Below are 24,090 nucleotides of genomic sequence, written 5' to 3'. Positions count from 1 at the left end.
TCCGCGCAACGCGCGTCGTCTTCGCGCAAAGCGCTGGTTGCTGTCGTGCTAGCATCGCTCGCCATGCGTATTTTTTTTCGCCGCCGCGTCCTACCGGCGGGGCTAGTCCTTCTTGTTGCGAACCCGGTTTCTGCCGCCGAGCTCGACGTCACCGTCCGGCCGGCAAACGGTGCGCTTCGCGAAAATGTCGAGAATTACATCGGCGAGCTGGGTGATCGCAGCGAACAGGAGCTTCTGCGCTACAGCCGCGTTGCGCAGACGCAGGCGGAAAAGGCCCTCCAGGCGCTCGGCTACTACAACGGCACCATCGAAACCGAAGTTGTTGCGGGCGAGACGCCAAGGCTGCGTGTGAGCGTCCGGCCTGGCGAGCCTGTCAGGCTGCGTGATATCACCGTGCGAGTCGACGGGCCGGCAGCGCAGATGAAGGCCTTCCGCGTGCCCCGGAATCGCCTGAAGGCGGGCGCGATACTCAATCACGGGGTATACGAGAGCGCCAAGCAGCAGATTCTTAATCAGGCTTCCCGCTATGGTTACTTCGACGGGCGCTTCGTCAAGCAGCGGCTCGCGGTGGACCCTGCCGAGAACGCCGCAGACGTAGAGCTGGTTTTCGAAAGCGGGCCTCGCTACCTGCTAGGTGACGTCAGCTTTGAGGGCGACTCGCCTTTCGACCCCGATCTTCTCGCGCGCATGGTGCCGTTCGAACCTGGCACTCCCTACGATTCAGAGCTGATTGCCGATCTCAACCAGGCGATGCAATCGAGTGGCTACTTCGAAGGCGTCCGAGTCGATGCCAACCCCGCAAATGCCGATCAGCAGCGCATTCCCGTTGCTGTGCAGCTGGCAACGCGAGACCCCCGTACCTTGGGGCTCGGACTAGGCTTTTCCACCGATGTCGGGCCACGCATGCGCTTCGACTTCCGTCGCCATTGGGTAAATCCGCAGGGGCACAGCTACGGGATCGAAACCGAGCTGTCCGCACCTCGGCAAAACGTGGGGCTCTGGTACGACGTACCACTGGACCCGCCTCTTACCGACAAGATGCGTTACGCAGCGGGCTACCAGTATGAGGAAATAGCCAACAGAGACAGCCTCAGCAAGCTGCTCACGGTCGGGCCTGAGTGGCACCGCAAGCTGCCAAATGGCTGGCAGAGGGTCTGGTCACTCAAGTGGCGGCACGAACAGTACGAGCTTGGGGACGACTCGGGCACCAGCACCTTGCTCATGCCCGGTGTTGCGTACAGTTTTCTGCGTAGCGACAACCGCATCGACCCCAGCAGAGGGTATCGACTGGAGTTTGAACTGGCAGCCGCCAAATCCGGGGTTCTGTCCGATGCCGATCTGGTTCACGCCAACGCCACGCTCAAAGGCCTGACAACGCTAGCGGACCGGCATCGCTTCCTCGGTCGCGTGCAGGTCGGAGGCAACTGGACCGACGAATACACCAACGTACCGCCATCGCTGCGCTATTTCGCCGGCGGGGATCAGAGCGTGCGCGGCTACGACTATCAAAGTCTCTCGCCCACCAATTCCAATGGCGACCGCATCGGTGGCCGCTACCAGTTGGCACTGAGCGCTGAATACCAATATCAGATTGCCGAAAAGTGGCGAGTTGCATCATTTGTCGACCAGGGCAACTCGTTCAATTCCCTGGATTTCCCAACGCTCAAGAGCAGTGTCGGGCTTGGTGTGCGCTGGGTATCGCCAGTGGGACCGATTCGGGTCGATCTGGCTCATCCGCTCGATAGCGAAGGTGGCGTGCGACTGCACTTTTCCATGGGGCCCGAGCTGTGAGGCGTAGTGTAAAAGTCATTGGTTGGACGCTGGGGCTGTTGTTGGCGTTGGTGCTGATACTGGTAATGGCAATCGGCGTAGTGCTGGGAACCTCGTCCGGTAGCCGCTGGGTGCTGAGCAAGGTTCCGGGCTTGCAACTCGAAGAATTCAATGGCCGGCTAGGCGGGCGCTGGCAAGCTCAACAGCTTGTCTGGGAGCAGGATGGCACTCGGGTGGTCGTCGCTGAGCCTCGAATGGCGTGGTCGCCGTCGTGCCTGTTGCGCCGGATGCTTTGCATCGAAGAGCTGGTGGCTGGTGACATCGACGTTCGGATCCCGCCTGGCCCTGACGAGCCCAGCAGCGGGCCCATCGAGTTGCCGGACGTCAAATTGCCTTTGGCGTTGCGTATCGAACGATTGGAAGTCGGACAGGTGCGGGTTAACGATGCGGAGCAATTGCAAAGCCTTCAGCTTCGGGCGGACTGGCGCCGCGAAGGGCTGGATATCCGTGTACTCCAGGTACAGCGTGATGACCTTTCGCTGGACCTGGCAGGTCGCCTGGAGCCGAACGGCGAGTGGCCGCTGGAGCTCAGTGGCACTGTCGCGATTCGCTCGCCTGACGAGCAGCCCTGGGCGTTGGCACTGCGGGTTGCCGGCGAGATGCGTGAACACCTTGTGCTGAACGTCGAGAGCCAGGGATTCATCAACGCCAGGCTCAGCGGGCGAGTGCGCCCCTTGGAGGAGGACCTGCCGGCCAACCTCGTGCTGCTGGTGGAGGGGTTCAAGGCCAGCCCGGACCTCCCTGATGCGTTGCGCCTGAACAGGATGGAGTTATCAGCCGAAGGCGATCTGGACAATGGCTATCGACTGAGTGGCGATGGAAGTCTGCAAGGCGAGGGCGGGGCGGTTGGCATCCTGTTGAATGCGGTCGTCGATGCGGCTGGGGCAAAACTCGATGGGCTGGAGCTCGATGCCGGTAATGACCAGCGCATCTCGATCAAAGGGCAGGTCGGTTGGGAGGACGCCTTACGCGCTGATGCGGAGCTCGCGTGGCGAAATTTCCCGTGGCGCAGGCTCTATCCCGATGTCGAGGAACCTCCAGTTGCACTGAAAATCCTCAATGCACAACTCCAGTACGACGATGGCAGCTATCTGGGTAATTTCGACGCCGGGCTTACCGGGCCTTCGGGTGATTTCAGCCTGCGTAGCCCGTTCAGTGGCGATCTCGAGGTCGTCCATCTGCCGCAACTGTTGTTACAGGCGGGGCAAGGGAGAGCAGAAGGCAACCTCAGTATCGGATTTGCCGACGGCATCGATTGGAACACCACATTGAACCTCAGTCAGCTTGACCCTTCCTACTGGGTCGCTGAACTCCCGGGCCAGCTCCGAGGCACCCTGACCAGTAGCGGCAGCATGCGCGAGCAACTGCAAGCGCAGGCGCAACTCGATCTCGAGGGAACACTACGTCGGCAACCTCTCCAGCTGAAGCTGGAAGCCAATGGCGAGGATGCCACCTGGGACCTGCCAACCCTTGATCTGCGACTTGGCGACAATCGTATTCAGGGCAGCGGCCGATGGGCAGAATCTCTGCAGGCGAGTCTGGATCTGGACATGCCGCGCCTGGCCCAGTTATGGCCTGATCTAGCAGGACGCCTGGCTGGAAAGTTCAACCTGTCCGGCACGCCCGATGCGCCGCTGGGTGATCTGACCCTGGAGGGCACTGCTATTGCCTTTCAGGACAATCAAGTCGAGCGCTTGCAGCTGTCGGCCAATCTTGCCGATGGCGAGCGCGGCCAGTTGCGTCTGAGCGCAGGCGGGTTGCGGGCTGGCGAAACTGAAATCGGCGAGCTGCGTCTGGATGCCAGCGGCACGCTCGATAGCCATGTAGCTGCGCTAGATCTGCAAGGGCCGTTGCTCGACCTTGAGATGGGTTTGGATGGAGGCGTGCGAGGCGAAGACTGGCGAGGCCGGCTGGTGCGAGCCGCTCTCGATGCCAAAGGACAGCAGTGGGCGCTTCAACAGCCGGCGACGCTCGAACGGTTGGCCAATGGACGAATCAATTTCGGTGCTCATTGCTGGGGCTCCGGCCCGGCGACCCTGTGCGCCGAAAATCAGCAGCTTGCCCCTGATCCGAAGCTACGGTATCGGTTGAGGGATTTCCCGATCGAATCGCTGGCAGAGTACCTGCCGGACAACCTCCGCTGGATAGGTGACGTCAATGCCGACCTGGCGATAGATATGCCGAGTGCTGGGCCGAGCGGTACAGTGCGCGTAGATGCCGGCCCAGGTACGTTGCGCTTCCGTGACGGCGAACAATGGCTGGATTTCCCTTACGCCACGCTGGCGCTGACCAGCGAGCTCGCACCAGAGCTGGTCGACAGCCGATTGCGTTTCGAAGGCGGCGAGCTTGGAGAGCTGGACGTGCGCTTTCAAATCGACCCCAGCACCGAGGCCAAAACAATTTCAGGCGATTTCAGGCTGAGCAACTTCAACTTGTCCGTCGCCAGGCCATTTGTCGCACAGGTCGACCGCCTCGAAGGGCAGCTAAACGGCAATGGGCGACTGTCCGGCACTCTGGCCGAGCCGCAGATCAATGGAGAACTCAATCTCAGCGGCGGTGAGATTGCGGGTAGCGAGCTGCCGGTCAGCCTCGAGCAATTGCAGATCAGCGCGATCATCAATGGTGAACGACTAACGCTGGACGGTAACTGGCGAAGCGGCGAACAGGGGCAAGGCAACATCGCCGGTGCCGTCGACTGGCGCAACGCGCTCGATCTTGATATCCGGGTCAGCGGTAGTCGTCTGCCTGTGATCGTAGAACCTTATGCCGAACTCGAGGTGGAACCGGATCTGCGCCTGCAGCTTGCTGACGATCAGCTGGCCATAGTCGGCAAAGTCAGCGTGCCGCGCGGCGATATCACCGTTCGTGAGCTCCCGCCCTCGACGGTCACCGTTTCCGAAGACGTCGTCATCATCGGTGAGGAATCGGAGGAAGCGAAGACGCCCCTTGCGATGCGAATGGATGTACAAGTCGAGGTTGGCAGGGATCGTTTGCGCTTTTCAGGGTTCGGCTTGACTGCAGACCTCGCGGGCTACGTGCACATCGGTGATGACCTGGACACGCGAGGCGAGCTGAATCTGAACAATGGGCGGTATCGCGCCTATGGTCAGCGATTGACCATTCGCAAAGCCCAGTTGCTGTTTACGGGGGTTCTATCCCAACCGTTCCTGGATATCGAGGCCATTCGACGAATTGAAGCAGATAACGTCATCGCCGGTCTGCGCATCACCGGCAGCGCGGAACAGCCGCGGGTCGATGTCTTTGCCGAGCCGGCCATGAGCCAGGAGCAGGCATTGTCCTACCTGGTTCTGGGTAGGCCGTTGGGCGCTGACTCCGGTGACAACAACATGCTTGCTCAGGCTGCACTTGGCCTGGGCCTGGCTGGCAGCGCATCGGTTACGGGCAACGTGGCGCAACGGCTTGGCATTCAGGACTTTCAGCTTGATACGCAGGGTAGTGGTACCGATACCAGTGTGGTTGCGAGCGGCCGGCTGACCGAGCGCCTGACTCTTCGCTATGGCGTGGGCGTGTTCGAACCGGCCAATACGGTCGCGCTGCGGTATCAACTGACCAAGCGGATATTCCTCGAAGCGGCCAGCGGGCTGGCCAGCTCCCTCGACGTTTTCTATCGGCGAAACTTCTGACGGCTGCCACCGCAAATGCCTTGCCACCTGCAAAATTTTTCGCCGCATACGCTGGCAGGCTGACGCCCGTCGGCTACGCTCAGCAGCTTACGTAACCGGCAGGCATATGACGCGAAGGCAGCTGACCAGTGAGTCGTTTTACGGCTTCGCTGGCTTGCTAAATTTGCGGCCTCATGGGCAGACGCCAAGTGCGCAAGGTGGTGGTAGGATCGCTCGGTCGCTCCTTGCAAGGCGGCTGTTGCATGGCTCTAGCATGGGTCTTGCAGGCTGCCGGTAACGCCCGTCACAGTGAAGTTTGGGTCTTACTGGGTCAACGGCCAGATGCAAGCTGGTTCAGTGGCAACCGATACTGACCTTCGGGCAGCTGGTCTGCGGCTCGCACGGGCAAGGATGTCTAACATAATTAATAAGGGTGCCTTGAATGGAATTCCTGCAAAACCTGGTAAATAGCATCAACGGCCTCGTCTGGGGCCCGCCAATGCTGGTGCTGATCCTCGGCACTGGTCTGTTCCTGATGGTCATGCTCAAGTTCATGCCATTGGTGCGTATCGGCACCGGCTTCGCACTGATTTGGCGCGGCCGCGCCAAAGGCGACGAAGGAACGGGTGAAATCAGCCCGTTCCAGGCGTTGATGACCTCTCTGGCCGCAACGGTCGGTACCGGTAACATTGCCGGTGTCGCCACAGCCATCTTCCTGGGTGGTCCTGGCGCGCTGTTCTGGATGTGGTGTACAGCTCTGGTCGGCATGGCGACCAAGTACTGTGAAGTCGTGCTGGCGGTTCATTATCGAGAGAAAGATGACCGTGGCGAGCACGTCGGCGGTCCGATGTATGCGATCAAGAACGGCTTGCATAAGCGCTGGTTGTGGCTTGGCGGCGCCTTCGCGATCTTTGGCGGTCTCGCAGGTTTCGGCATCGGTAACATGGTCCAGGTCAACAGCATGGCGCTCGCGCTGCAGGCGACCTTTTCGGTGCCGCTCTGGCTCACCGGCCTCGTAAGCATGGTTTTTGTCGGCCTGGTCATCCTCGGCGGAATCAAGCGCATCGGTAAGGTAGCTGCTGCACTGGTTCCCTTCATGTGCGTTGCGTACATCATTGCCGGTATCGTGGTGCTGGTCGTGAATGCGTCGGAAATCCCTGCTGCGTTCGACCTGATCTTTACCCATGCCTTCAGCCCGATCGCAGCGACTGGCGGTTTCGCCGGCGCCGCTGTCATTGCGGCGATTCGCTTCGGCGTTGCGCGTGGCATTTTCTCAAACGAGGCGGGTCTCGGCACCGCAGGCATCGCGCAGGCAGCCGGCACCACTCAAAGCTCCGTTCGCTCAGGTCTGATCGGGATGATGGGTACCTTCATCGATACCCTCATCATCTGCACGATCACCGGTCTGGCGATCATCAGTTCTGGCGTCTGGACCAGCGGAGAGAGCGGGGCGGCGTTGTCAGCTGCAGCCTTCGAGCAGGCGATGCCAGGCATCGGTGGCGCGCTACTGACCATCGCCCTGGTGGTGTTCGCTTTCACCACCATTCTTGGCTGGAGCTACTTCGGTGAGAAATGCTGGGAGTTCATGGTCGGTACCAAGGCCATCTGGCCATTCCGGATTGTCTGGGTGTTGGCGGTGCCGTTCGGCGCCATCGCACAGCTGGATTTCGCCTGGCTGCTCGCCGATACGCTCAACGGCCTGATGGCGATTCCTAACCTTATCTCGCTGCTGCTATTGAGTCCGGTAGTGGTCAAACTGACGAAAGAATACTTCGCACGTAAGCACGCGGCGTAACTAACGGGGCCGCGAGGTTTCTCGCGGCCAAACGCATCAGAGGAGTTCGCATGACTGAAGTTACTTTGAAGGGCAACCCTATTCAGGTCGCCGGCAATTTTCCGCAGGCTGGTACTAAAGCCAAACCCTTCAGCCTCGTCGGAGGCGATCTGGCAGACGTGTCGCTGAATAGCTTCTCCGGCAAGCGCAAGATCCTGAACATTTTTCCCAGCATCGACACCCCTACCTGCGCGACGTCGGTTCGCAAGTTCAACGCGCAGGCAAACGAGCTGGCCAACACCGTCGTGCTCTGCGTGTCCGCCGACCTACCGTTTGCACAGAAGAGGTTCTGCGGCGCGGAAGGGTTGGAGAATGTCATCAACCTGTCGACGATGCGTGGCCGTGAATTTCTCGAGGATTACGGTGTGCTGATTGCCAGCGGTCCGCTTGCCGGGGTTTCAGCTCGCGCCGTGGTTGTTCTGGACGAGCAGGACCAGGTCCTGCATAGCGAACTGGTCGCTGAAATCGGTACAGAGCCGAACTACGACGCAGCCCTCGCGACTCTAAAGTAATCAGCGTTACAAGAAGCGGTGCAATGCCGCTTCTTTCTTTAGATCGGGCAGTCCGCATCGAGGCTTCTTTGAGTCGTTCGATGATTGCATCAGTCAGTGAACTGCCCCGCTGTTGCTATCGACAGCTCCTGCACCCCAACGATCGACCGCAGCAGCTAGATGGCTTAATGCCAGACTTTTTCGTGCCCGGACCAAATCTTTTCCTGTCGTGGCGGTCAGAGCACTCGTTGCCCATTGAATGGATTCGTTTATGTCTACCTCGCATGCCAAGAAGAAGATCGGTGTATCCGGCACAGGGATGATCGCGCGCTGCTTCATTCGGCTGATCCAGACCCACTATCAGGACATGGAAATCAGCCATGTGCTGACTAGAAGGCCCCTGAATACGTTCAGCGATTTTCCAATGGCCGATCGGCTTACGAACTCTATCGATCAGCTGGTTGATGGCGCTGATCTGATCGTCGAATGCAGCGGTGATGTATTCCACGGCACCGAGGTTATCGAGCGAGCCTTCGAAGCGGGGTTGCAGGTCGTGACGGTCAACGCTGAACTGCAGGTGACCACTGGATCCTATCTGGCCGGCAAGGGCTTCCTCACTGAGGCCGAGGGCGATCAGCCCGGTTCTCTTGCGGCGCTGCATGAGGAAGCCTTGATGATGGGCTTCAAGCCGCTGGTCTACGGCAACATGAAAGGCTATCTGAATCATGATCCTTCGCCCGAGGATATGGCTTATTGGGCCAAGCGGCAGGGCATCAGCGTTGACCAGACCACCTCGTTTACAGATGGCACCAAGGTGCAGATCGAACAGGTCATCGTCGGCAATGGCCTGGGAGCGAGCATTACCCAGCAGGGTCTTCAAGGATTGGCTTCCACCAATCTCACCGAAACAGGCAATCTGCTGGGGATGATGGCTGATCGATTGGGCCAGCCCTTCGTGGATTACGTGATCCCTGCCGGTTTCCCCGCGGGTGGAGTATTCCTCGTCTGCCGTCATGACGACGAGCAGCGTGAAGCGATCGAGTACTTCAAGCTCGGTCCAGGACCCTATTACACCCTAGTCAGACCATTTCATCTTTGCTCGCTCGAAGTGGGCAAGACAGTCCGACGCGTACTTAGCGGCGGTAGCGTACTGTTGAACAATTCCATTGCGCCGACGCTGGGGGTTGGCGCTATCGCCAAGCGGGCCATGCGCGCTGGTGAGTTGGTCGAACGAGGGATAGGCGGATATCAATTCCGTGGAGAGGCGCTCAAGCTGGATCAGCACCCGGATCACGTGCCGATCGGCTTGTTGAGAAAGACCGCGCTCAAGCGAGCGGTCGAGCCAGGTCAGCTGGTCACATTCGACGACATCGACATTCTGCCGAGCCGTGCGCTGGATATCGTCATGCAGATGCGCGCTGAGCGAGCAGAGAACGCGGTGCCGAATCACTCGGTCAAGAACGCGCCTGCCGGAATGGCGGTACTGGATAGCTGATCGCTGCCTCTGCGCTGAAAAAAACGCAGCAGGCGATCCGTTCCGGTATCGCCTGCTATTGGAGACTCAAGGTCGAGTGAAGCGCCCAACCTGGCGGACTCCTATACGGCGTAGCCGAGAACGCGAGGCAGCCAAAGCGCGATCTCTGGGAATACTGCGACCAATACCAGCGCGCTCCCCATTACCGCTACGAAAAGCATCGCCCAGCCAACCGTCTGTTCAAGGCGAATCTTCGCGACCTCCGCAGTGACCATCAGGTTTATCGCCACTGGCGGCGTGAACTGGCCGATCGCAATGTTCATCGCCAGGAGAATGCCAAACCACACCGGATTCCAGCCAAAATGCTGCATGACCGGGATAAGGATTGGCATCAGGATGAGGTAGATGGAAATCGCATCTAGCAGCATGCCGGCCAGCAATACGGCGACCATCACCAGTATCAGCAGTACAGCGCCGCTATCCGATAGCGAGATGAGCCATTCCGCCAGGTGCCGGAATGTACCGAGCATGGTGCCAGCCCAGGCAAAGATTCCAGCCAGCGCAATGATCAACATCACCACGCCGGAAATCACTGCGGCCTCGCCACACAGCCGCCACAGATTGCGCCAGTCCAGTTCACGGGTTACGAACAGGCCGATGACCACGCCATAAGTCACGCCCGCTACTGCCGCTTCCGTGGGGGTAAATAGGCCGCTACGCAGACCGCCCAAAATCAGAACAGGCGCGAACAGCGCAGGCAATGCCTGACGAAAGCTCTCGCCGAGGGGCGGCCTCTCGGCACCCTCGGGATTCTCCCAGCCGTAACGGCGCGCAAGCAGCCATGCCGGCAGCATCAAGACCAAGCCGGCAATGACGCCGGGGAACAGGCCCGCTGCGAACAAAGCGCGAAGATCGACGCCAGGCACCACGATGGAATAGAGGATCAACGCTATCGAGGGTGGAATGAGGATGGCAGTGGAAGCCGACGCGGCAATCAGTGTTGCAGAAAATGGCTTGGGGTAGCCGGCTCTCGTCATGCTCGGAAGCATCACCATCGCGACAGCTGCGGCGTCTGCCGGGCCCGATCCGCTCATGCCTCCCATTATCAGGCAGACGAGGATTGCGACCATCGCCAGCCCGCCATGCTGCGGGCCGATCAGTGCCTGTGCAAACCGCACCAGCCGCAGCGCGACGCCGGATTTCTCGAACACCAGTCCCGTAAGAATGAACAGCGGGATGGCAATGAGCGGGTACTTGGCGACACCGTTATAGGTATTCGTGCCAAGCGTGGCGAGCATGTCAGGAGAGAGGCCCGCAAGAATGCCGATAGCACCAGACAGCGCTAAAGAGAACGCAACCGGAACGCCAATTAGCAACAACACCAGAAAGCTGGTGAGCATCCAGAAGTCAGGGCTCATCTTCCAGCCTCCCGCGGAGCCGGTCGATCGTCATTTGCGTCAAACGTACCAGCATCAAGAGCGCCAGCAACGGGAGCCAGATGACGTACCACCAGTTCGGCAAGCCGAGACCGGGTGATTCGGACTCCCACTGATACTCTTCCAGCGCAAAGTGCCCGCCGTACCACAGCACAAGGCCCAGCACCACCATGCTGGCGAGCCATTGCAGCAGAATGAGCGGCGTGCGAAGCCGAGGGAACAGACGCTCAAGGAATGCTATTCGGATGTGCCTGTTGCTGCGCATGGCTACAGAGGCGCCGGCGAATGTCAGGATGACCAGTAGAAAGACGGAAATTTCTTCCGTGAAAGCAAATGAAGCGTTGGTGAAATAGCGAACCACCACGTTGGCGAGACTGATCAGTCCGATGATGATCAGCGCCAGGGTGGCCAGTGCGCGCTCAAGGCGCGCGCCCTGTCGATTGTTCATGGATGTCCTCGAATCCCGGCGGCATCGCGCCGCCGGGCAACGGTTTTACTTTGCGATGGCTGCGCGAGCGGCTTCGAGCAGTTCAGTGCCGATCTTGTTCGCCCATTTCTCATGCACAACGCGCGTCGCTTCGACGAACGCTGCGTGCTGCTCGTCATTCAGCTCGGTCACTTCCACGCCACGCGAGCGGATGTCCTCCAGACGCTTGGCTTCGGCATTTCGTGAAAGCTCGATTTCCCACTTGCCTGCGTCGATGGCTGCCTGACGGAGGATCTCTCGATCAGCCTCGGGCAACTGTTTCCACACACGTTGATTGACTGCGAATACCAATGGGTCGGCCATGTAATGCCAGAGTGTCAGGTACTTCTGGCCAACTTGATCGACCCGCGCCACGTCGAAAACCGAAAGCGGATTTTCCTGGCCATCGACGGCGCCTGTGGTCAGCGCAGGTTTTGCATCTGCCCAGCTCATCTGCGTCGGGTTGGCGCCCAATGCAGTGAAGGTGTCTTGAAACAGTGGCGAGCCCACGACACGGATTTTCAGGCCAGCCAGGTCTGCAGGCGTTTTCACCGGCTTGGACGAGTTGGATATTTCCCGGAAACCGTTTTCACCCCAGGCCAGCGGTACGATTCCGCGCTTCTCTATGGCTGCGAACGCAAGCTTGCCGGCTTCGCCCTGAGTAATGGCATCGAGGTCGGAACTGTCCGCCATGAGAAAGGGCAGGGAGAACAGGTTGAGTTCTGGAACCTGCGGTGACCAGTTGATTGTCGAGCCGACCGCCATATCGATCAGCCCAGAGCGCATGGCTGAGAACTCCTTGGTCTGATCCCCAGCGACCAGCTGTGCGTTGGGGTAAACGCGAAGGGTGATCTCTCCTTTGGAGCGCTCCTCGACCAGGTCGGCCCATTTCTGCGCCGCCTGGCCCCAGGGGAATGCGTCGGACAGTACGGTCGAAACGGAATATTCACGAGCGGCTGTTGCAGAGAATGTTGCGGACAGGGCAGCGGCAGCGGCCAACGCGGTTAGGCAGCGAGTAAGTTTCATGAGGCGTCCTTGTTCGGATAAGTCTTGGTTTTATTAGCGAACGGCCGTCGATGGCGGGCATCGGCTGGCGGCGAAGGCAGGTAGCCTTCGGGACGCGCGGGTAGCGCGGAAACGACGCAGCAGGCTGACTGGGTAAAAGCAGCGAGCGAAAGGCGCGTCTAGAGCGCTGTACACCTTTTGGGTAAGCAGCACGCCAGCGAGAAGCGGCTGGTTTTCCAACTATCGCAGAAGGAGCAGGCGAGCGCTATTGCCGAAACGCTACCGAGATAGCGGAGGGAGAAGTCATGCATCACGCAACAAGTCATGTGCGTTAAGTAGGCTGTAGGCGATTTCCGGGCGCTTCTCCAACGCGCGTCGGATTGCTGCAGGAATCGATTGGCGAGTCTTCCGGCACAGCCCTGGGAGTTCCCCAAGTTCGATCCGGATACCTCGCATGCTGCGCACTTCATTGGAGCCCGGTGCAATTTGAAGATGAATGCCGAGCTTCTGGTAAAGCTGCCCCTGCATGTGTTCGAGGTCCTGAAGGCTGGTCAGGTTCTCCAGCCTTTCAATCAACCGAGCTTCCTCATGCCGCGTGAGTCGCAGAATTCGAAGATCACAGTCAGCCTCCTCCAGAAGCTGCATGCGCCCGCAAATGCAGGCGGCAGGGGGACAGGGCTGGCGGATCGGAACCGGAGCAGTCATGAATCAGATCATAGCGAACATAGTCGCCACGTGTTTACCCACTGCGCTGTGCATTTTTGCTTGCGAAGCTGGTAGCTATGCGCTTGAGACTAGTCTGGCTAGCCGCCGCGGTTGCTGCGTGAGCCGCGCTGAAGCCCCAGCGTCTTGCTGCTCGCACTGGACAAGCATCAAGGTGCGCTCGGTTCACCGATATCTATTGACAGGACTAAGCCGGCGCACGAGCAATCGGCTTTAGAGGCAGGGTGACTTCTCCTGTATGAGCCACTAGAATGCTTGCCCATTCTGGGGCCGGAACGCCGGCTTATGTCTGTGCAACGAGGAAAATCCATGCAAGTTTCTGTTGAAAGCACCTCCGCTCTTGAGCGCCGCATGACCATTGGCGTGCCGGTCGAGCGCATCGAGACCGAAGTCAACAAGCGTCTGCAACAGACCGCCAGTCGTGCAAAGATCCCAGGCTTCCGCCCCGGCAAGGTGCCGATGAGCGTTATCCGCCAGCGTTACGAAGCAGCTGCCCGCCAGGAAGCACTAGGTGACCTGATCCAGGCGACCTTCTATGAAGCTGTCGTTGCCGAAAAGCTGAATCCGGCCGGTGCGCCTTCCGTCGAGCCTAAAGTGTTCGAAAAGGGTAAGGATCTCGAGTACGTTGCCACGTTCGAAGTATTCCCGGAGTTCAAGGTTGCTGGTCTTGACGCCATTGAAGTCGAGCGTCTGCAGGCTGAAGTGGCAGATTCAGATGTAGACAACATGCTCGAGATTCTGCGCAAGCAGAACACTCGCTATGAAAAGGCCGACCGCGCCGCCGAAGACGGTGATCAGCTGAACATCGATTTCGTTGGCAAGATCGACGGCGAGGCCTTTGCAGGCGGCTCGGCTCAAGGTACTCAGCTCGTGCTTGGCTCTGGCCGTATGATTCCTGGTTTCGAGTCCGAACTGGTTGGCGCCAAAGCTGGTGAAGAGCGGGTGATCAACCCAACCTTCCCCGAGGATTATCAGAACCTCGACCTGGCTGGGAAGACTGCCGAGTTCACTGTCACCGTCAACAGCGTCGAAGCTCCTCAGCTGCCAGAGCTCAATGATGAGTTCTTCGCACAGTTTGGCGTTCAGGAAGGTGGTCTCGAAGGCTTCCGTTCCGAAGTGAAGAAGAACATGGAGCGCGAACTGCGCCAGGCGATCAAGACCAAGGTCAAGAACCAGGTCATGGAAGGTTTGGTCACTGCCAATCCAATCGAAGTGCCGAAAGCGCTGATCGACAACGAAGTTAACCGTCTGCGGGTTCAAGCGGTTCAGCAGTTCGGTGGCAACATCAAGCCCGATCAACTGCCGGCCGAACTTTTCGAAGAGCAGGCCAAGCGCCGTGTTGTTCTAGGGCTGATCGTTGCTGAAGTGGTCAAGCAGTACGAGCTGAAGCCCGATGATGCGCGCGTCCGCGAGCTGATCGAGGAAATGGCTTCTGCTTATCAGGAGCCTGAGCAGGTCGTCTCTTGGTACTACAAGAATGACGAGCAATTGAACGAAGTCCGCTCGGTTGTGCTCGAAGAACAAGTTGTAGATACTGTCCTGCAGCAGGCTAAAGTGACCGACAAATCGGTCTCCTACGAAGAAGCAGTGAAGCCTGCGGAAGCCCCGCAAGCTGCCTGAGTCTCTTCAATCGTTTAATGCACATTCATAAGCCAGCCTAGTGCTGGCTTATGTATTTGCGGCGTGACATAGGGAGTATCGTTGGAAATGTCCGGCAATTCGTTTATGCAAGCACCAGATATCCAGGCCGCTGGCGGGCTGGTGCCAATGGTCATCGAGCAGTCCGCTCGTGGCGAGCGCGCGTATGACATCTACTCCCGCCTCCTGAAGGAGCGGGTGATTTTCATGGTTGGCCAGGTCGAAGACTACATGGCGAACCTGATCGTGGCGCAGATGCTGTTCCTCGAGGCCGAAAACCCCGAGAAGGACATCCATTTGTATATCAACTCTCCTGGCGGCTCGGTGACTGCAGGCATGTCGATCTACGACACCATGCAATTCATCAAGCCCGATGTGTCCACAATCTGCATCGGACAGGCCTGCAGCATGGGCGCTCTGCTGCTGACTGGCGGCGCTGCCGGCAAGCGTTACTGCCTGCCACATTCTCGGATGATGATTCACCAGCCTCTCGGCGGTTTTCAGGGGCAGGCCTCCGACATCGAAATTCATGCGCGCGAAATTCTTACGATTCGCGAACGCCTGAACAAGGTAATGGCGGCACACACCGGCCAGCCGATGGAAGTGATCGCCCGCGACACCGACCGCGACAATTTCATGAGTGGTGAAGATGCCGTCAAGTACGGCCTTATCGACCAGGTTCTCGCTCAGCGGCAGATGGCAGTCTGATCTCACCCGCGTGGCGATATCCGGCTGTACCGTGGGCTTGAAAAAGCCCACGATTGCCTTCATCTTGTGTTTCAAGCCTTCCCGATTGGATCGATCGAATGACTGACACCCGCAACGGCGAGGATTCCGGCAAGCTGCTCTATTGCTCTTTCTGCGGCAAAAGCCAGCACGAAGTACGCAAGTTGATTGCTGGGCCCTCTGTCTTCATCTGCGACGAGTGCGTAGACCTGTGCAACGACATCATCCGTGAGGAGGTGCAAGAAGCACAGGCTGAAAGCAGCGCGCAAAAACTGCCTGCGCCCAAGGAGATCAGCGGCATTCTCGACCAGTACGTCATTGGTCAGGAGCGCGCGAAGAAAATCCTCGCAGTGGCTGTTTACAACCATTACAAACGACTCAATCAGCGAGACAAGAAAGAAGAAGTCGAGCTGGGTAAAAGCAACATTTTGCTCATAGGGCCAACTGGCTCGGGTAAAACGCTTTTGGCCGAAACGCTTGCACGCTTGCTGAATGTACCCTTCACCATTGCCGACGCCACCACTCTGACAGAGGCCGGTTACGTGGGTGAAGATGTTGAGAACATTATTCAGAAACTGCTGCAGAAATGTGATTACGACGTTGAGAAAGCCCAAATGGGTATCGTCTACATCGACGAAATCGACAAGATATCGCGCAAGTCTGATAACCCTTCCATCACGCGTGATGTGTCCGGTGAGGGTGTGCAGCAGGCACTGCTCAAACTGATCGAAGGTACAGTAGCTTCCGTGCCGCCGCAGGGCGGTCGCAAGCATCCGCAGCAAGAGTTTCTGCAGGTCGATACACGCAATATTCTGTTCATCTGCGGTGGTGCGTTCGCTGGTTTGGAAAAGGTCATTCAGGGCCGCTCCACCCAGGGTGGTATCGGTTTCAATGCTGAAGTGCGCAGTAAGGACCCGGGCAAGAAGATTGGAGAGTCTTTGCGGGCGGTCGAACCCGATGATCTGGTCAAGTTCGGTTTAATCCCCGAGTTCGTTGGACGCCTGCCAGTTATCGCAACGCTCGATGAGTTGGATGAGGCGGCGCTTATCCAGATCCTGACCGAGCCTAAGAATGCTTTGACGAAGCAATATGCAAAGCTTTTCGAGCTGGAAGGTGTGGACCTCGAGTTCCGTACTGACGCTCTTAAAGCCGTCGCTTCACGGGCACTGGAGCGTAAGACTGGTGCGCGCGGTCTTCGCTCGATCCTTGAGGGCGTTCTGTTGGACACCATGTACGAGATCCCATCTCAGAAGGATGTCAGCAAGGTTGTCATCGACGAGAGCGTGATCGAAGGCACGTCACAGCCTCTGCTTATTTACGAGAACAGCGAGCCGCCTGCGAAGGCTGCGCCGGACGCGTAATAGATAAGGGGCCTCCGGGCCCCTTTGCATTTCTACAGGGTCCTTGTTTTTTGGCCTTCGCGCCCTCATCTTGATGGCAAGTCTGTTTTTCCTGTTTACCGCCGTATGGCCGTCGTAGAGCTGAATTTATGAAGACAACCATCGAATTGCCCCTTTTGCCGCTGCGCGACGTAGTGGTTTACCCGCACATGGTGATTCCGCTGTTCGTTGGGCGGGAGAAATCTATTGAAGCGCTCGAAGCGGCGATGTCGGGCGACAAGCAAATTCTGCTCCTGGCTCAGAAGAATCCAGCTGACGATGATCCGGACGAAGAAGGGCTGTATCGGGTGGGTACGGTCGCGACAGTGCTACAACTTCTGAAGCTCCCGGACGGTACCGTAAAGGTACTGGTCGAGGGTGAGCAGCGTGGTGTTATCGATCGGTTCTATGACGTGGACGATCATTGCCGGGCCGAGGTGTCGCTTATCGATGAGTCCGAAATCGAAGAGCGTGAGGCCGAAGTTTTTACCCGTAGCCTGCTGAGTCAGTTCGAGCAATACGTTCAGCTCGGTAAAAAGGTGCCGTCCGAGGTGCTCTCGTCACTCGCAAGTATTGATGAACCGGCGCGCCTCGTTGACACCATGGCCGCTCATATGGCGCTGAAGATTGAGCAAAAGCAGGCCATTCTCGAAATTACGAACCTGCCTGAGCGCGTCGAGCACGTTTTGGCGTTGCTTGATGCCGAGATCGATCTTCTTCAGGTCGAGAAACGCATCCGTGGGCGCGTCAAGAAGCAGATGGAGCGCAGCCAGCGTGAGTACTATCTGAATGAGCAGATGAAGGCCATTCAGAAAGAGCTGGGCGACATCGATGAAGGTCACAATGAAATCGATGACCTAAAGAAACGCATCGAAAATGCGGGGCTCAGCAAGGACGCGCATACCAAAGCTACGACCGAGCTGAACAAGCTGAAGCAGATGTCCCCGATGTCCGCAGAAGCGACAGTTGTCAGGACTTATATCGATTGGCTGGTCAATGTACCGTGGAAGGCTGCGAGCAAGGTGCGTCTCGATCTCGCTAAGGCCGAAGATGTACTCGATACCGACCATTACGGCCTTGAGGAAGTAAAGGACCGGATTCTGGAGTATCTCGCTGTTCAAAAGCGCGTGAAGAAGCTCAAAGGTCCTGTGCTGTGTCTCGTAGGCCCACCTGGAGTGGGTAAAACGTCGCTCGCTGAATCCATCGCGCGTTCAACGAATCGTAAGTTTGTACGCATGGCGCTCGGTGGAGTGCGTGACGAAGCCGAAATCCGTGGCCATCGGCGCACCTATATCGGTTCGATGCCGGGGCGCTTGATCCAGAAGATGACCAAGGTTGGTGTTCGCAACCCGTTGTTCCTTCTCGATGAGATCGACAAGATGGGTAACGACATGCGTGGTGACCCTGCATCTGCCCTGTTGGAGGTGCTTGATCCCGAGCAGAACCATAACTTCAACGACCATTACCTAGAAGTCGATTACGACCTCTCGGACGTTATGTTTCTCTGCACCGCGAACTCCATGAATATTCCGGCACCGCTGCTGGACCGAATGGAGATCATTCGTCTGCCCGGTTATACCGAGGACGAGAAAATCAATATTGCCACTCGCTATCTTGTCCCTAAGCAGGTTCAAGCCAATGGACTGAAGAAGACTGAGCTACTGTTCGACGAGGAAGCGATTCGCGACATCATCCGGTTCTACACGCGAGAGGCAGGCGTACGCGGGTTGGAGCGGCAAGTGGCCAAGGTTTGTCGCAAGGTTGTAAAAGAACACGCGACGGAAAAGCGCTTCGAAGTGAAGGTGACGGCCGAGTCGCTTGAGCATTTTCTCGGTGTCCGCAAGTTCCGCTATGGTCTCGCTGAACAGCAGGACCAAGTGGGGCAGGTAACGGGCCTTGCATGGACCCAGGTTGGCGGTGAACTGCTTACGATTGAAGCGGCCGTCGTCCCAGGTAAAGGGCGTTTGACCAAGACAGGTTCTTTGGGCGATGTGATGGGTGAATCCATCACTGCAGCGCTTACTGTTGTTCGCAGTCGCGCAGCGAGCCTCGGCCTGCCTGCGGACTTTCACGAAAAACAGGATATTCACATCCATGTTCCGGAAGGGGCGACTCCGAAGGATGGCCCAAGTGCAGGGATTGGTATGTGTACGGCGCTTGTCTCTGCGCTGACTCAGATCCCGGTCCGGGCAGAAGTGGCAATGACGGGTGAGATTACGCTGCGGGGCCAAGTTCTAGCGATTGGCGGGTTGAAAGAGAAGTTGCTCGCTGCGCACCGGGGCGGCATCAAGACCGTGATCATTCCTGAAGAGAATCAGCGTGATCTGAAAGAGATTCCAGAGAATATTAAGCAGGACCTACAGATTAAACCAGTCAAGTGGATTGACGAAGTCCTCCAAATTGCGCTGCAATACGCGCCGGAGCCCTTGCCCGATGCGGCTCCTGATATCGTTGCAAAGGACGACAAACGCGAGCCTGATTCCAAGGAGCGAATCAGCACGCATTAGTCTGCAAGGCTTGATTGACACATTTTCGGTGGCCTTGATATAAGCCGGCCCATTGTGTCGTTGCTATTCGGCGCCGCTTTGCTTACACCAAAAAATTAAAGATACGACTCAACAGAAATAAGGGGACTTAGAGTGAACAAGTCGGAACTGATCGATGCCATTGCTGCATCTGCTGATATCCCGAAAGCTGTTGCTGGCCGCGCGCTGGATGCAGTAATTGAATCCGTAACAGGCGCTCTGAAGGCTGGTGATTCCGTGGTACTGGTTGGTTTCGGTACTTTTGCTGTCAAGGAGCGTGCTGCTCGCACCGGCCGTAACCCACAGACTGGCAAGCCGATCGACATCGCTGCTGCCAAGATTCCGGGTTTTAAAGCTGGTAAAGCTCTGAAAGACGCTGTCAACTAAGCGTTTTCGATCCGGCCAGTTGTCAGCTGATGCTGACCCTGGTCTGGAGCGGTTAGTCGAACAGGCATTGCCTGTTGTGTTCGGGCTTGGGGGATAAGCCCAACTGCTCCAAAAGCTCCGAGAAGGCGCATCCCTGGATGCGCCTTTCTTTTTTCCGGACTCCACCCGTGCTGCCGTGAGCATTGCGCAGCTGACTCCTGGGGGATGCATGCTTCAGAACATCAGGGACAATTCACAAGGCTGGATTGCCAAAACCATCATCGGCATTATCATCATGCTGCTGGCGCTGACGGGATTCGATGCCATCTTCAACGCTGCAAGCAATAGCCGAAATGCTGCAGAGGTCAACGGCGAAGAAATCTCACTGGATGAACTCAATCAGGCAATGAACATGCAGCGCCGTCAGCTGGCTCAGCAGCTGGGTGGCAACTTCGACCCTTCGATGCTGGATGACAAGCTGGTACGTGAGTCATCGTTGCGCGCATTGATAGACCGGGCGTTGCTGCTTCAGGGTGCGCGTGACGCAGATTTCGCTTTTTCCGAATCGGCCCTCGACCAGCTGATTCTGCAGACGCCCGAGTTCTCCGTTGACGGTGCATTCAATGCAGCGCGCTTCGACCAGGTCATCCAGCAGATGGGTTACACGCGGCTTCAGTTTCGTGAGCTCATGAGACAGGAAATGCTGATAGGCCAACTTCGTGCTGGTATATCGGGGTCAGGCTTTGTCACGGATGAGCAGATTGAGGCTTTTGCTCGATTGGAGCAGCAGACTCGTGATTTCGCCACTATTTCGATCCCCGCTGATACCGCGGCCGTCGAGGTGAGCGACGAAGACGCTCGCCAGTATTACGAACAGAACACTGACCGCTATCGCTCGCAGGAGCAGGTAGTGCTTGAATACGTCGAGCTCAAAAAGGAATCGTTCTTCGATCAGGTTGAAGTTTCCGATGAAGAGGTCAACGATCTCTATCAGCAGCGTATCGCCAACCTGGCACAGCAGCGCCGAGCTGCACATATCCTCATCGAAGCTGATGACGCTAGCGATAACGATGCCCGAGCCAAGATCGACGAGGTCGCTAAGCGCCTGAATGCGGGTGAGGATTTTGCGGCGTTGGCCAAGGAGCTGTCCGAGGATCCTGGGTCTTCAAATGAAGGGGGCGACCTTGGTTTCGCAGGGCCAGGGGTCTATGACCCAGCCTTTGAAGAGGCCCTGTATGCGCTTCAGGATGGCCAGGTCTCAGAGCCTGTTCGTTCTGACTTCGGCTGGCATCTGATCAAGTTGCTTGGCGTGCAGTCGCCCGAGGTGCCTTCACTGGATAGCCTCAAGCCCGAGCTGGTTCGCGAGCTGAAGGCTCAGCAGGTAGAACAGCGCTTTGTCGAAGCAAGTAAGCAACTAGAAGACACGGCATTTGAGTCCTCGGATCTAGCACAGCCGGCTCAGGAGTTGGGGCTGTCGGTCCAGACTACCGATGCGTTTGGTCGTGAGGGTGGTGCGGGTGTCGCGGCCAATCGGCAAGTCATTCAGGCCGCATTCAGCGAAGAAGTGCTGGTGGACGGAGCGAACAGCGGCGTCATCGAGCTGGATCCGGATACAGCCGTAGCCGTCCGAGTGAAGCAGCATTTGCAACCTGAGGTTCTTCCGTTCGATGAAGTCAAAGGCGCCATCGTTGCTCAGCTTCAACGCAGCAAGGCAGCTGATCAGGCACAGCAGGCTAGCGAGCAGATGATCGCAACCCTTCGTGACGGTGGTGAGGCGAGCGGCCAATGGCAGCCTGTGGAGGCCGCATCGCGCGATCAGGAGGGCGTGGATCCAGAGGTGCTTCAGCAAGTATTCCGCATGCCTAAACCTGAAACGAATGACAAACCAACATACGGCAGTGTGCGCCTCCCTAGCGGAGACTACGTGGTTGTCAGACTGAGCGGCGTCAGCGAGCCTCAATCTGCTCTTTCCGAAGAGGACAAGCAGAACTATCGCCGCTTCCTGGCTTCCCGCAGCGGCCAACAGGATTTTGCTGCCTACAGGCAAATGCTGCATAGCGATGCCAAGATCGAAACCTTCTGACAGGCTTCGGTGAGCTGAAACAAAAAACCCGCATTCAATGCGGGTTTTTTTTTGCGTCGAGAATGTCAGTCCTCGATCGCTCCCATGGCGGTTGTATTGAATCCACCATCGACGTAGAGGATTTCACCGCTGATTCCAGAGGCGAGGTCCGAGCAGAGGAATGCGCCCGCGTTGCCAACTTCATCGATTGTCACATTGCGGCGCAACGGGGTTTGCTTCTCATTGGCCGCCAGCATTTTGCGAAAGCTCTTGATGCCGGAGGCAGCCAAGGTCCGGATCGGCCCGGCTGATACAGCGTTGACGCGAGTGCCTTCAGGGCCGAGGCTGCCGGCCAAGTAGCGAACGCCCGCCTCAAGACTGGCCTTCGCCATGCCCATGACATTGTAGTTGGGCATGGTGCGCTCGGCACCCAGATAGGAGAGGGTGAGTATGCTGCCGTTTCGACCTTTCATGAGCGGACGTCCGGCCTTGGCCAGGGCGACCAAGCTATAGGCGCTGATGTCGTGGGCTATGCGGAACCCTTCGCGGGTGGTCACGTCGGTGAAGTCGCCATCGAGCTGGTCCCCAGGAGCGAAGCCTACCGAATGGACGATGCCGTCAAGACCGTCCCACTTTTTGCCCAGCTCTTCGAAGACCTTGACGATTTCTTCATCACTGGCGACGTCGCATGGGAAGCACAGCTCTGGACTGGAGCCCCAGCTGGCGGCGAACTCTTCAACGCGACCTTTGAGCTTTTCGTTCTGATAGGTGAAAGCCAGTTCGGCGCCCTCACGGTGCATGGCCGCGGCGATGCCGGAGGCAATCGACAGTTTGCTGGCGACGCCGACGATCAATACGCGCTTACCGGTAAGAAAACCCATGTGCTTGTCCCTCTTCTGGTTGTTCATCAGTAGCTGGCGCCATGAAGGCTGATTCCAGCAACTGCTGTGTATACGGATGTTGGGGAGCAGCGAAGATAGTCTTCGCTGCTCCCTGTTCGACGACCTTACCTTGCTTGACCACCATCATCTGGTGGCTCAGTGCCCGTACCACCGCCAGGTCATGGCTGATGAACAGGTAGGTCAAGTTGTACTTGGCTTGGAGCGAGCGCAGAAGCTCCACTACTTGCCGCTGCACGGTACGGTCCAGTGCCGAGGTCGGTTCATCAAGCAGGATCAGCTCAGGCTTGAGAACCAGCGCTCTGGCGATGGCGATTCGCTGCCGTTGCCCACCTGAAAACTCGTGGGGGTAGCGGTGACGACTCTCCGGGTCGAGTCCTACTTCGACCAATGCATCAATGATCGCTTGCGCCTGCTCCGAGGCTGAGCCCATTCCATGAATGCTTAGCCCTTCTCCGACAATCTGGCCGACCGACATGCGAGGGCTAAGACTGCCAAATGGATCCTGAAACACTACCTGCATCTGTCGTCGCAGTGGCCGTACAGCGCGTTGCGACATGTTCTCCAGCGCCTGGTCCTGAAATCGGATTTCACCCGTGCTGGAAAGCAAACGAATGATCGCCAGACCTAATGTGGACTTACCCGAGCCACTTTCGCCGACGATGCCGAGCGTCTGACCTCGCGGCAAACTGAAGGTGACCCCATCGACCGCCTTGACATGGTCAACTGTCCGCCGGAAAAGTCCCTTTTTGATCGGAAACCAGACTCGCAGGTCCTTCACTTCCAGCAGTGCCGGAGCGTCCTCCTGAACCGCTACCGGATCACCGCTAGGCTCGGCTGCAAGCAGTTCCTGGGTGTAAGGATGCTCCGGCGAGCGGAACAGTTTTTCGCAAGCTGCCTGTTCGACGACGCGACCGCTCTGCATGACACATACTCGATGCGCGATACGTCGAACAAGGTTCAGATCGTGGCTTATCAGTAGAAGTGCCATTCCAAGGCGCTGCTGCAAATCCTTGAGCAACTCTAGGATTTTCAGCTGGACTGTGACGTCCAGGGCGGTAGTTGGCTCATCGGCAATCAGCAGTTCAGGCTCATTGGCGAGTGCCATGGCGATCACTACTCGCTGACGTTGGCCGCCGGAGAGCTCATGGGGATAGGCACGAATTCGCTTTGCAGGTTCAGGAATTCCCACCAGTTCAAGCAGCTCCAGGGTCCGCGCAGTGGCGGCCTTGCCATTTAGTCCTTTGTGGATCTGGAGCACTTCATTGATCTGTTTGCCAATGGTATGCAGTGGGTTGAGCGAGGTCATCGGCTCTTGAAACACCATGGCGATGCGGTTACCGCGAACGCCTCGCATACGTTTCTCCGTTGCCTTGAGCAGGTCCTCGCCGGCATAGCGAATCTCACCCGCCGGATGCTGGGCCAGCGGGTAGGGCAAAAGCCGCAGGATCGAATGAGCGGTGACGGACTTACCCGAACCACTTTCACCCACCAGTGCCAGTGTCTCGCCCTTACGAATATCGAAGCTGACGCCTTCGACTACACGTTGCGCCTTACCGCCAGTGACGAACTCGACGGCAAGGTCGCGGACCTCAATCAGATTATCGGTCATG

17 protein-coding genes are annotated in these 24,090 nt (G+C 57.8%); 11 read left to right on the top strand and 6 right to left on the bottom strand.

Translation table 11 applies throughout. From position 1 onward, the window contains the following. Positions 1-63: 63 nt before the first annotated feature. The 5 genes from EA797_RS17550 to EA797_RS17530 all read left to right on the top strand — a co-directional run bounded on the left by EA797_RS17550 (position 64) and on the right by EA797_RS17530 (position 9,273). On the top strand, positions 64-1,791 hold the full coding sequence (locus EA797_RS17550; protein ID WP_122167742.1) for an autotransporter assembly complex protein TamA: 1,728 nt from the start codon (positions 64-66) through the stop codon (positions 1,789-1,791). Continuing rightward, positions 1,788-5,474: a translocation/assembly module TamB domain-containing protein gene (locus EA797_RS17545; protein ID WP_439655397.1), complete on the top strand. Its 3,687-nt coding sequence runs from the start codon at positions 1,788-1,790 to the stop codon at positions 5,472-5,474. Before EA797_RS17550 ends, EA797_RS17545 begins: the two co-directional genes overlap by 4 nt. A 421-nt stretch (positions 5,475-5,895) precedes the next feature. Further along, complete coding sequence (locus EA797_RS17540; RefSeq protein ID WP_122167552.1) at positions 5,896-7,248, top strand: alanine/glycine:cation symporter family protein; 1,353 nt, start codon at positions 5,896-5,898, stop codon at positions 7,246-7,248. Positions 7,249-7,298: 50 nt separating this feature from the next. Continuing rightward, positions 7,299-7,799: a thiol peroxidase gene (gene tpx / locus EA797_RS17535; RefSeq protein ID WP_122167550.1), complete on the top strand. Its 501-nt coding sequence runs from the start codon at positions 7,299-7,301 to the stop codon at positions 7,797-7,799. A gap of 298 nt (positions 7,800-8,097) precedes the next feature. Next, complete coding sequence (locus EA797_RS17530) at positions 8,098-9,273, top strand: NAD(P)-dependent oxidoreductase (protein WP_122167738.1); 1,176 nt, start codon at positions 8,098-8,100, stop codon at positions 9,271-9,273. A 101-nt stretch (positions 9,274-9,374) separates the two neighbouring features. On the opposite strand, the gene EA797_RS17525 is transcribed toward EA797_RS17530, so the two are convergent. From EA797_RS17525 to EA797_RS17510, 4 genes are all read right to left on the bottom strand, one after another. Beyond that, positions 9,375-10,670, bottom strand: coding sequence for a TRAP transporter large permease (locus EA797_RS17525; protein WP_122167548.1), 1,296 nt, complete (start codon positions 10,668-10,670; stop codon positions 9,375-9,377). Beyond that, a complete protein-coding gene (locus EA797_RS17520; protein WP_122167546.1) occupies positions 10,660-11,136 on the bottom strand; it encodes a TRAP transporter small permease in 477 nt (158 codons plus the stop codon). The genes EA797_RS17525 and EA797_RS17520 overlap by 11 nt, the downstream gene beginning before the upstream one ends. A 45-nt stretch (positions 11,137-11,181) precedes the next feature. After that, complete coding sequence (locus tag EA797_RS17515) at positions 11,182-12,180, bottom strand: DctP family TRAP transporter solute-binding subunit (RefSeq protein WP_122167544.1); 999 nt, start codon at positions 12,178-12,180, stop codon at positions 11,182-11,184. 282 nt (positions 12,181-12,462) lie between these two features. Then, on the bottom strand, positions 12,463-12,864 hold the full coding sequence (locus EA797_RS17510; protein WP_122167543.1) for a hypothetical protein: 402 nt from the start codon (positions 12,862-12,864) through the stop codon (positions 12,463-12,465). A 327-nt stretch (positions 12,865-13,191) separates the two neighbouring features. On the opposite strand from EA797_RS17510, the gene tig reads away from it, so the two are divergent. From tig to EA797_RS17480, 6 genes are all read left to right on the top strand, one after another. After that, positions 13,192-14,502 (top strand): trigger factor, encoded by a 1,311-nt coding sequence (gene tig, locus EA797_RS17505; RefSeq protein ID WP_122167541.1) that lies wholly within the window; start codon positions 13,192-13,194, stop codon positions 14,500-14,502. 87 nt (positions 14,503-14,589) lie between these two features. Further along, positions 14,590-15,228: an ATP-dependent Clp endopeptidase proteolytic subunit ClpP gene (gene clpP, locus EA797_RS17500; protein WP_122167540.1), complete on the top strand. Its 639-nt coding sequence runs from the start codon at positions 14,590-14,592 to the stop codon at positions 15,226-15,228. 98 nt (positions 15,229-15,326) lie between these two features. Next, a complete protein-coding gene (gene clpX, locus EA797_RS17495; protein WP_122167538.1) occupies positions 15,327-16,607 on the top strand; it encodes an ATP-dependent Clp protease ATP-binding subunit ClpX in 1,281 nt (426 codons plus the stop codon). A gap of 128 nt (positions 16,608-16,735) precedes the next feature. Continuing rightward, a complete protein-coding gene (gene lon, locus EA797_RS17490; RefSeq protein ID WP_122167537.1) occupies positions 16,736-19,132 on the top strand; it encodes an endopeptidase La in 2,397 nt (798 codons plus the stop codon). 132 nt (positions 19,133-19,264) lie between these two features. Continuing rightward, positions 19,265-19,537 carry a nucleoid-associated protein HU-beta gene (gene hupB, locus EA797_RS17485; RefSeq protein ID WP_019339231.1) on the top strand — a complete coding sequence of 91 codons (273 nt, stop codon included), beginning with the start codon at positions 19,265-19,267 and terminating at the stop codon, positions 19,535-19,537. 208 nt (positions 19,538-19,745) lie between these two features. After that, positions 19,746-21,599: a SurA N-terminal domain-containing protein gene (locus EA797_RS17480; protein ID WP_122167536.1), complete on the top strand. Its 1,854-nt coding sequence runs from the start codon at positions 19,746-19,748 to the stop codon at positions 21,597-21,599. A gap of 65 nt (positions 21,600-21,664) precedes the next feature. On the opposite strand, the gene fabI is transcribed toward EA797_RS17480, so the two are convergent. Both fabI and EA797_RS17470 read right to left on the bottom strand, forming a co-directional pair. Beyond that, positions 21,665-22,459, bottom strand: coding sequence for an enoyl-ACP reductase FabI (gene fabI / locus EA797_RS17475; protein ID WP_122167534.1), 795 nt, complete (start codon positions 22,457-22,459; stop codon positions 21,665-21,667). After that, positions 22,440-24,089 carry an ABC transporter ATP-binding protein gene (locus tag EA797_RS17470; RefSeq protein WP_122167532.1) on the bottom strand — a complete coding sequence of 550 codons (1,650 nt, stop codon included), beginning with the start codon at positions 24,087-24,089 and terminating at the stop codon, positions 22,440-22,442. The genes fabI and EA797_RS17470 overlap by 20 nt, the downstream gene beginning before the upstream one ends. Position 24,090: the final 1 nt, after the last annotated feature.

The organism is Stutzerimonas zhaodongensis (assembly GCF_003696365.1).
GTDB lineage: Bacteria > Pseudomonadota > Gammaproteobacteria > Pseudomonadales > Pseudomonadaceae > Stutzerimonas > Stutzerimonas zhaodongensis.
This window is presented reverse-complemented; position numbering and strand designations above follow the sequence as displayed.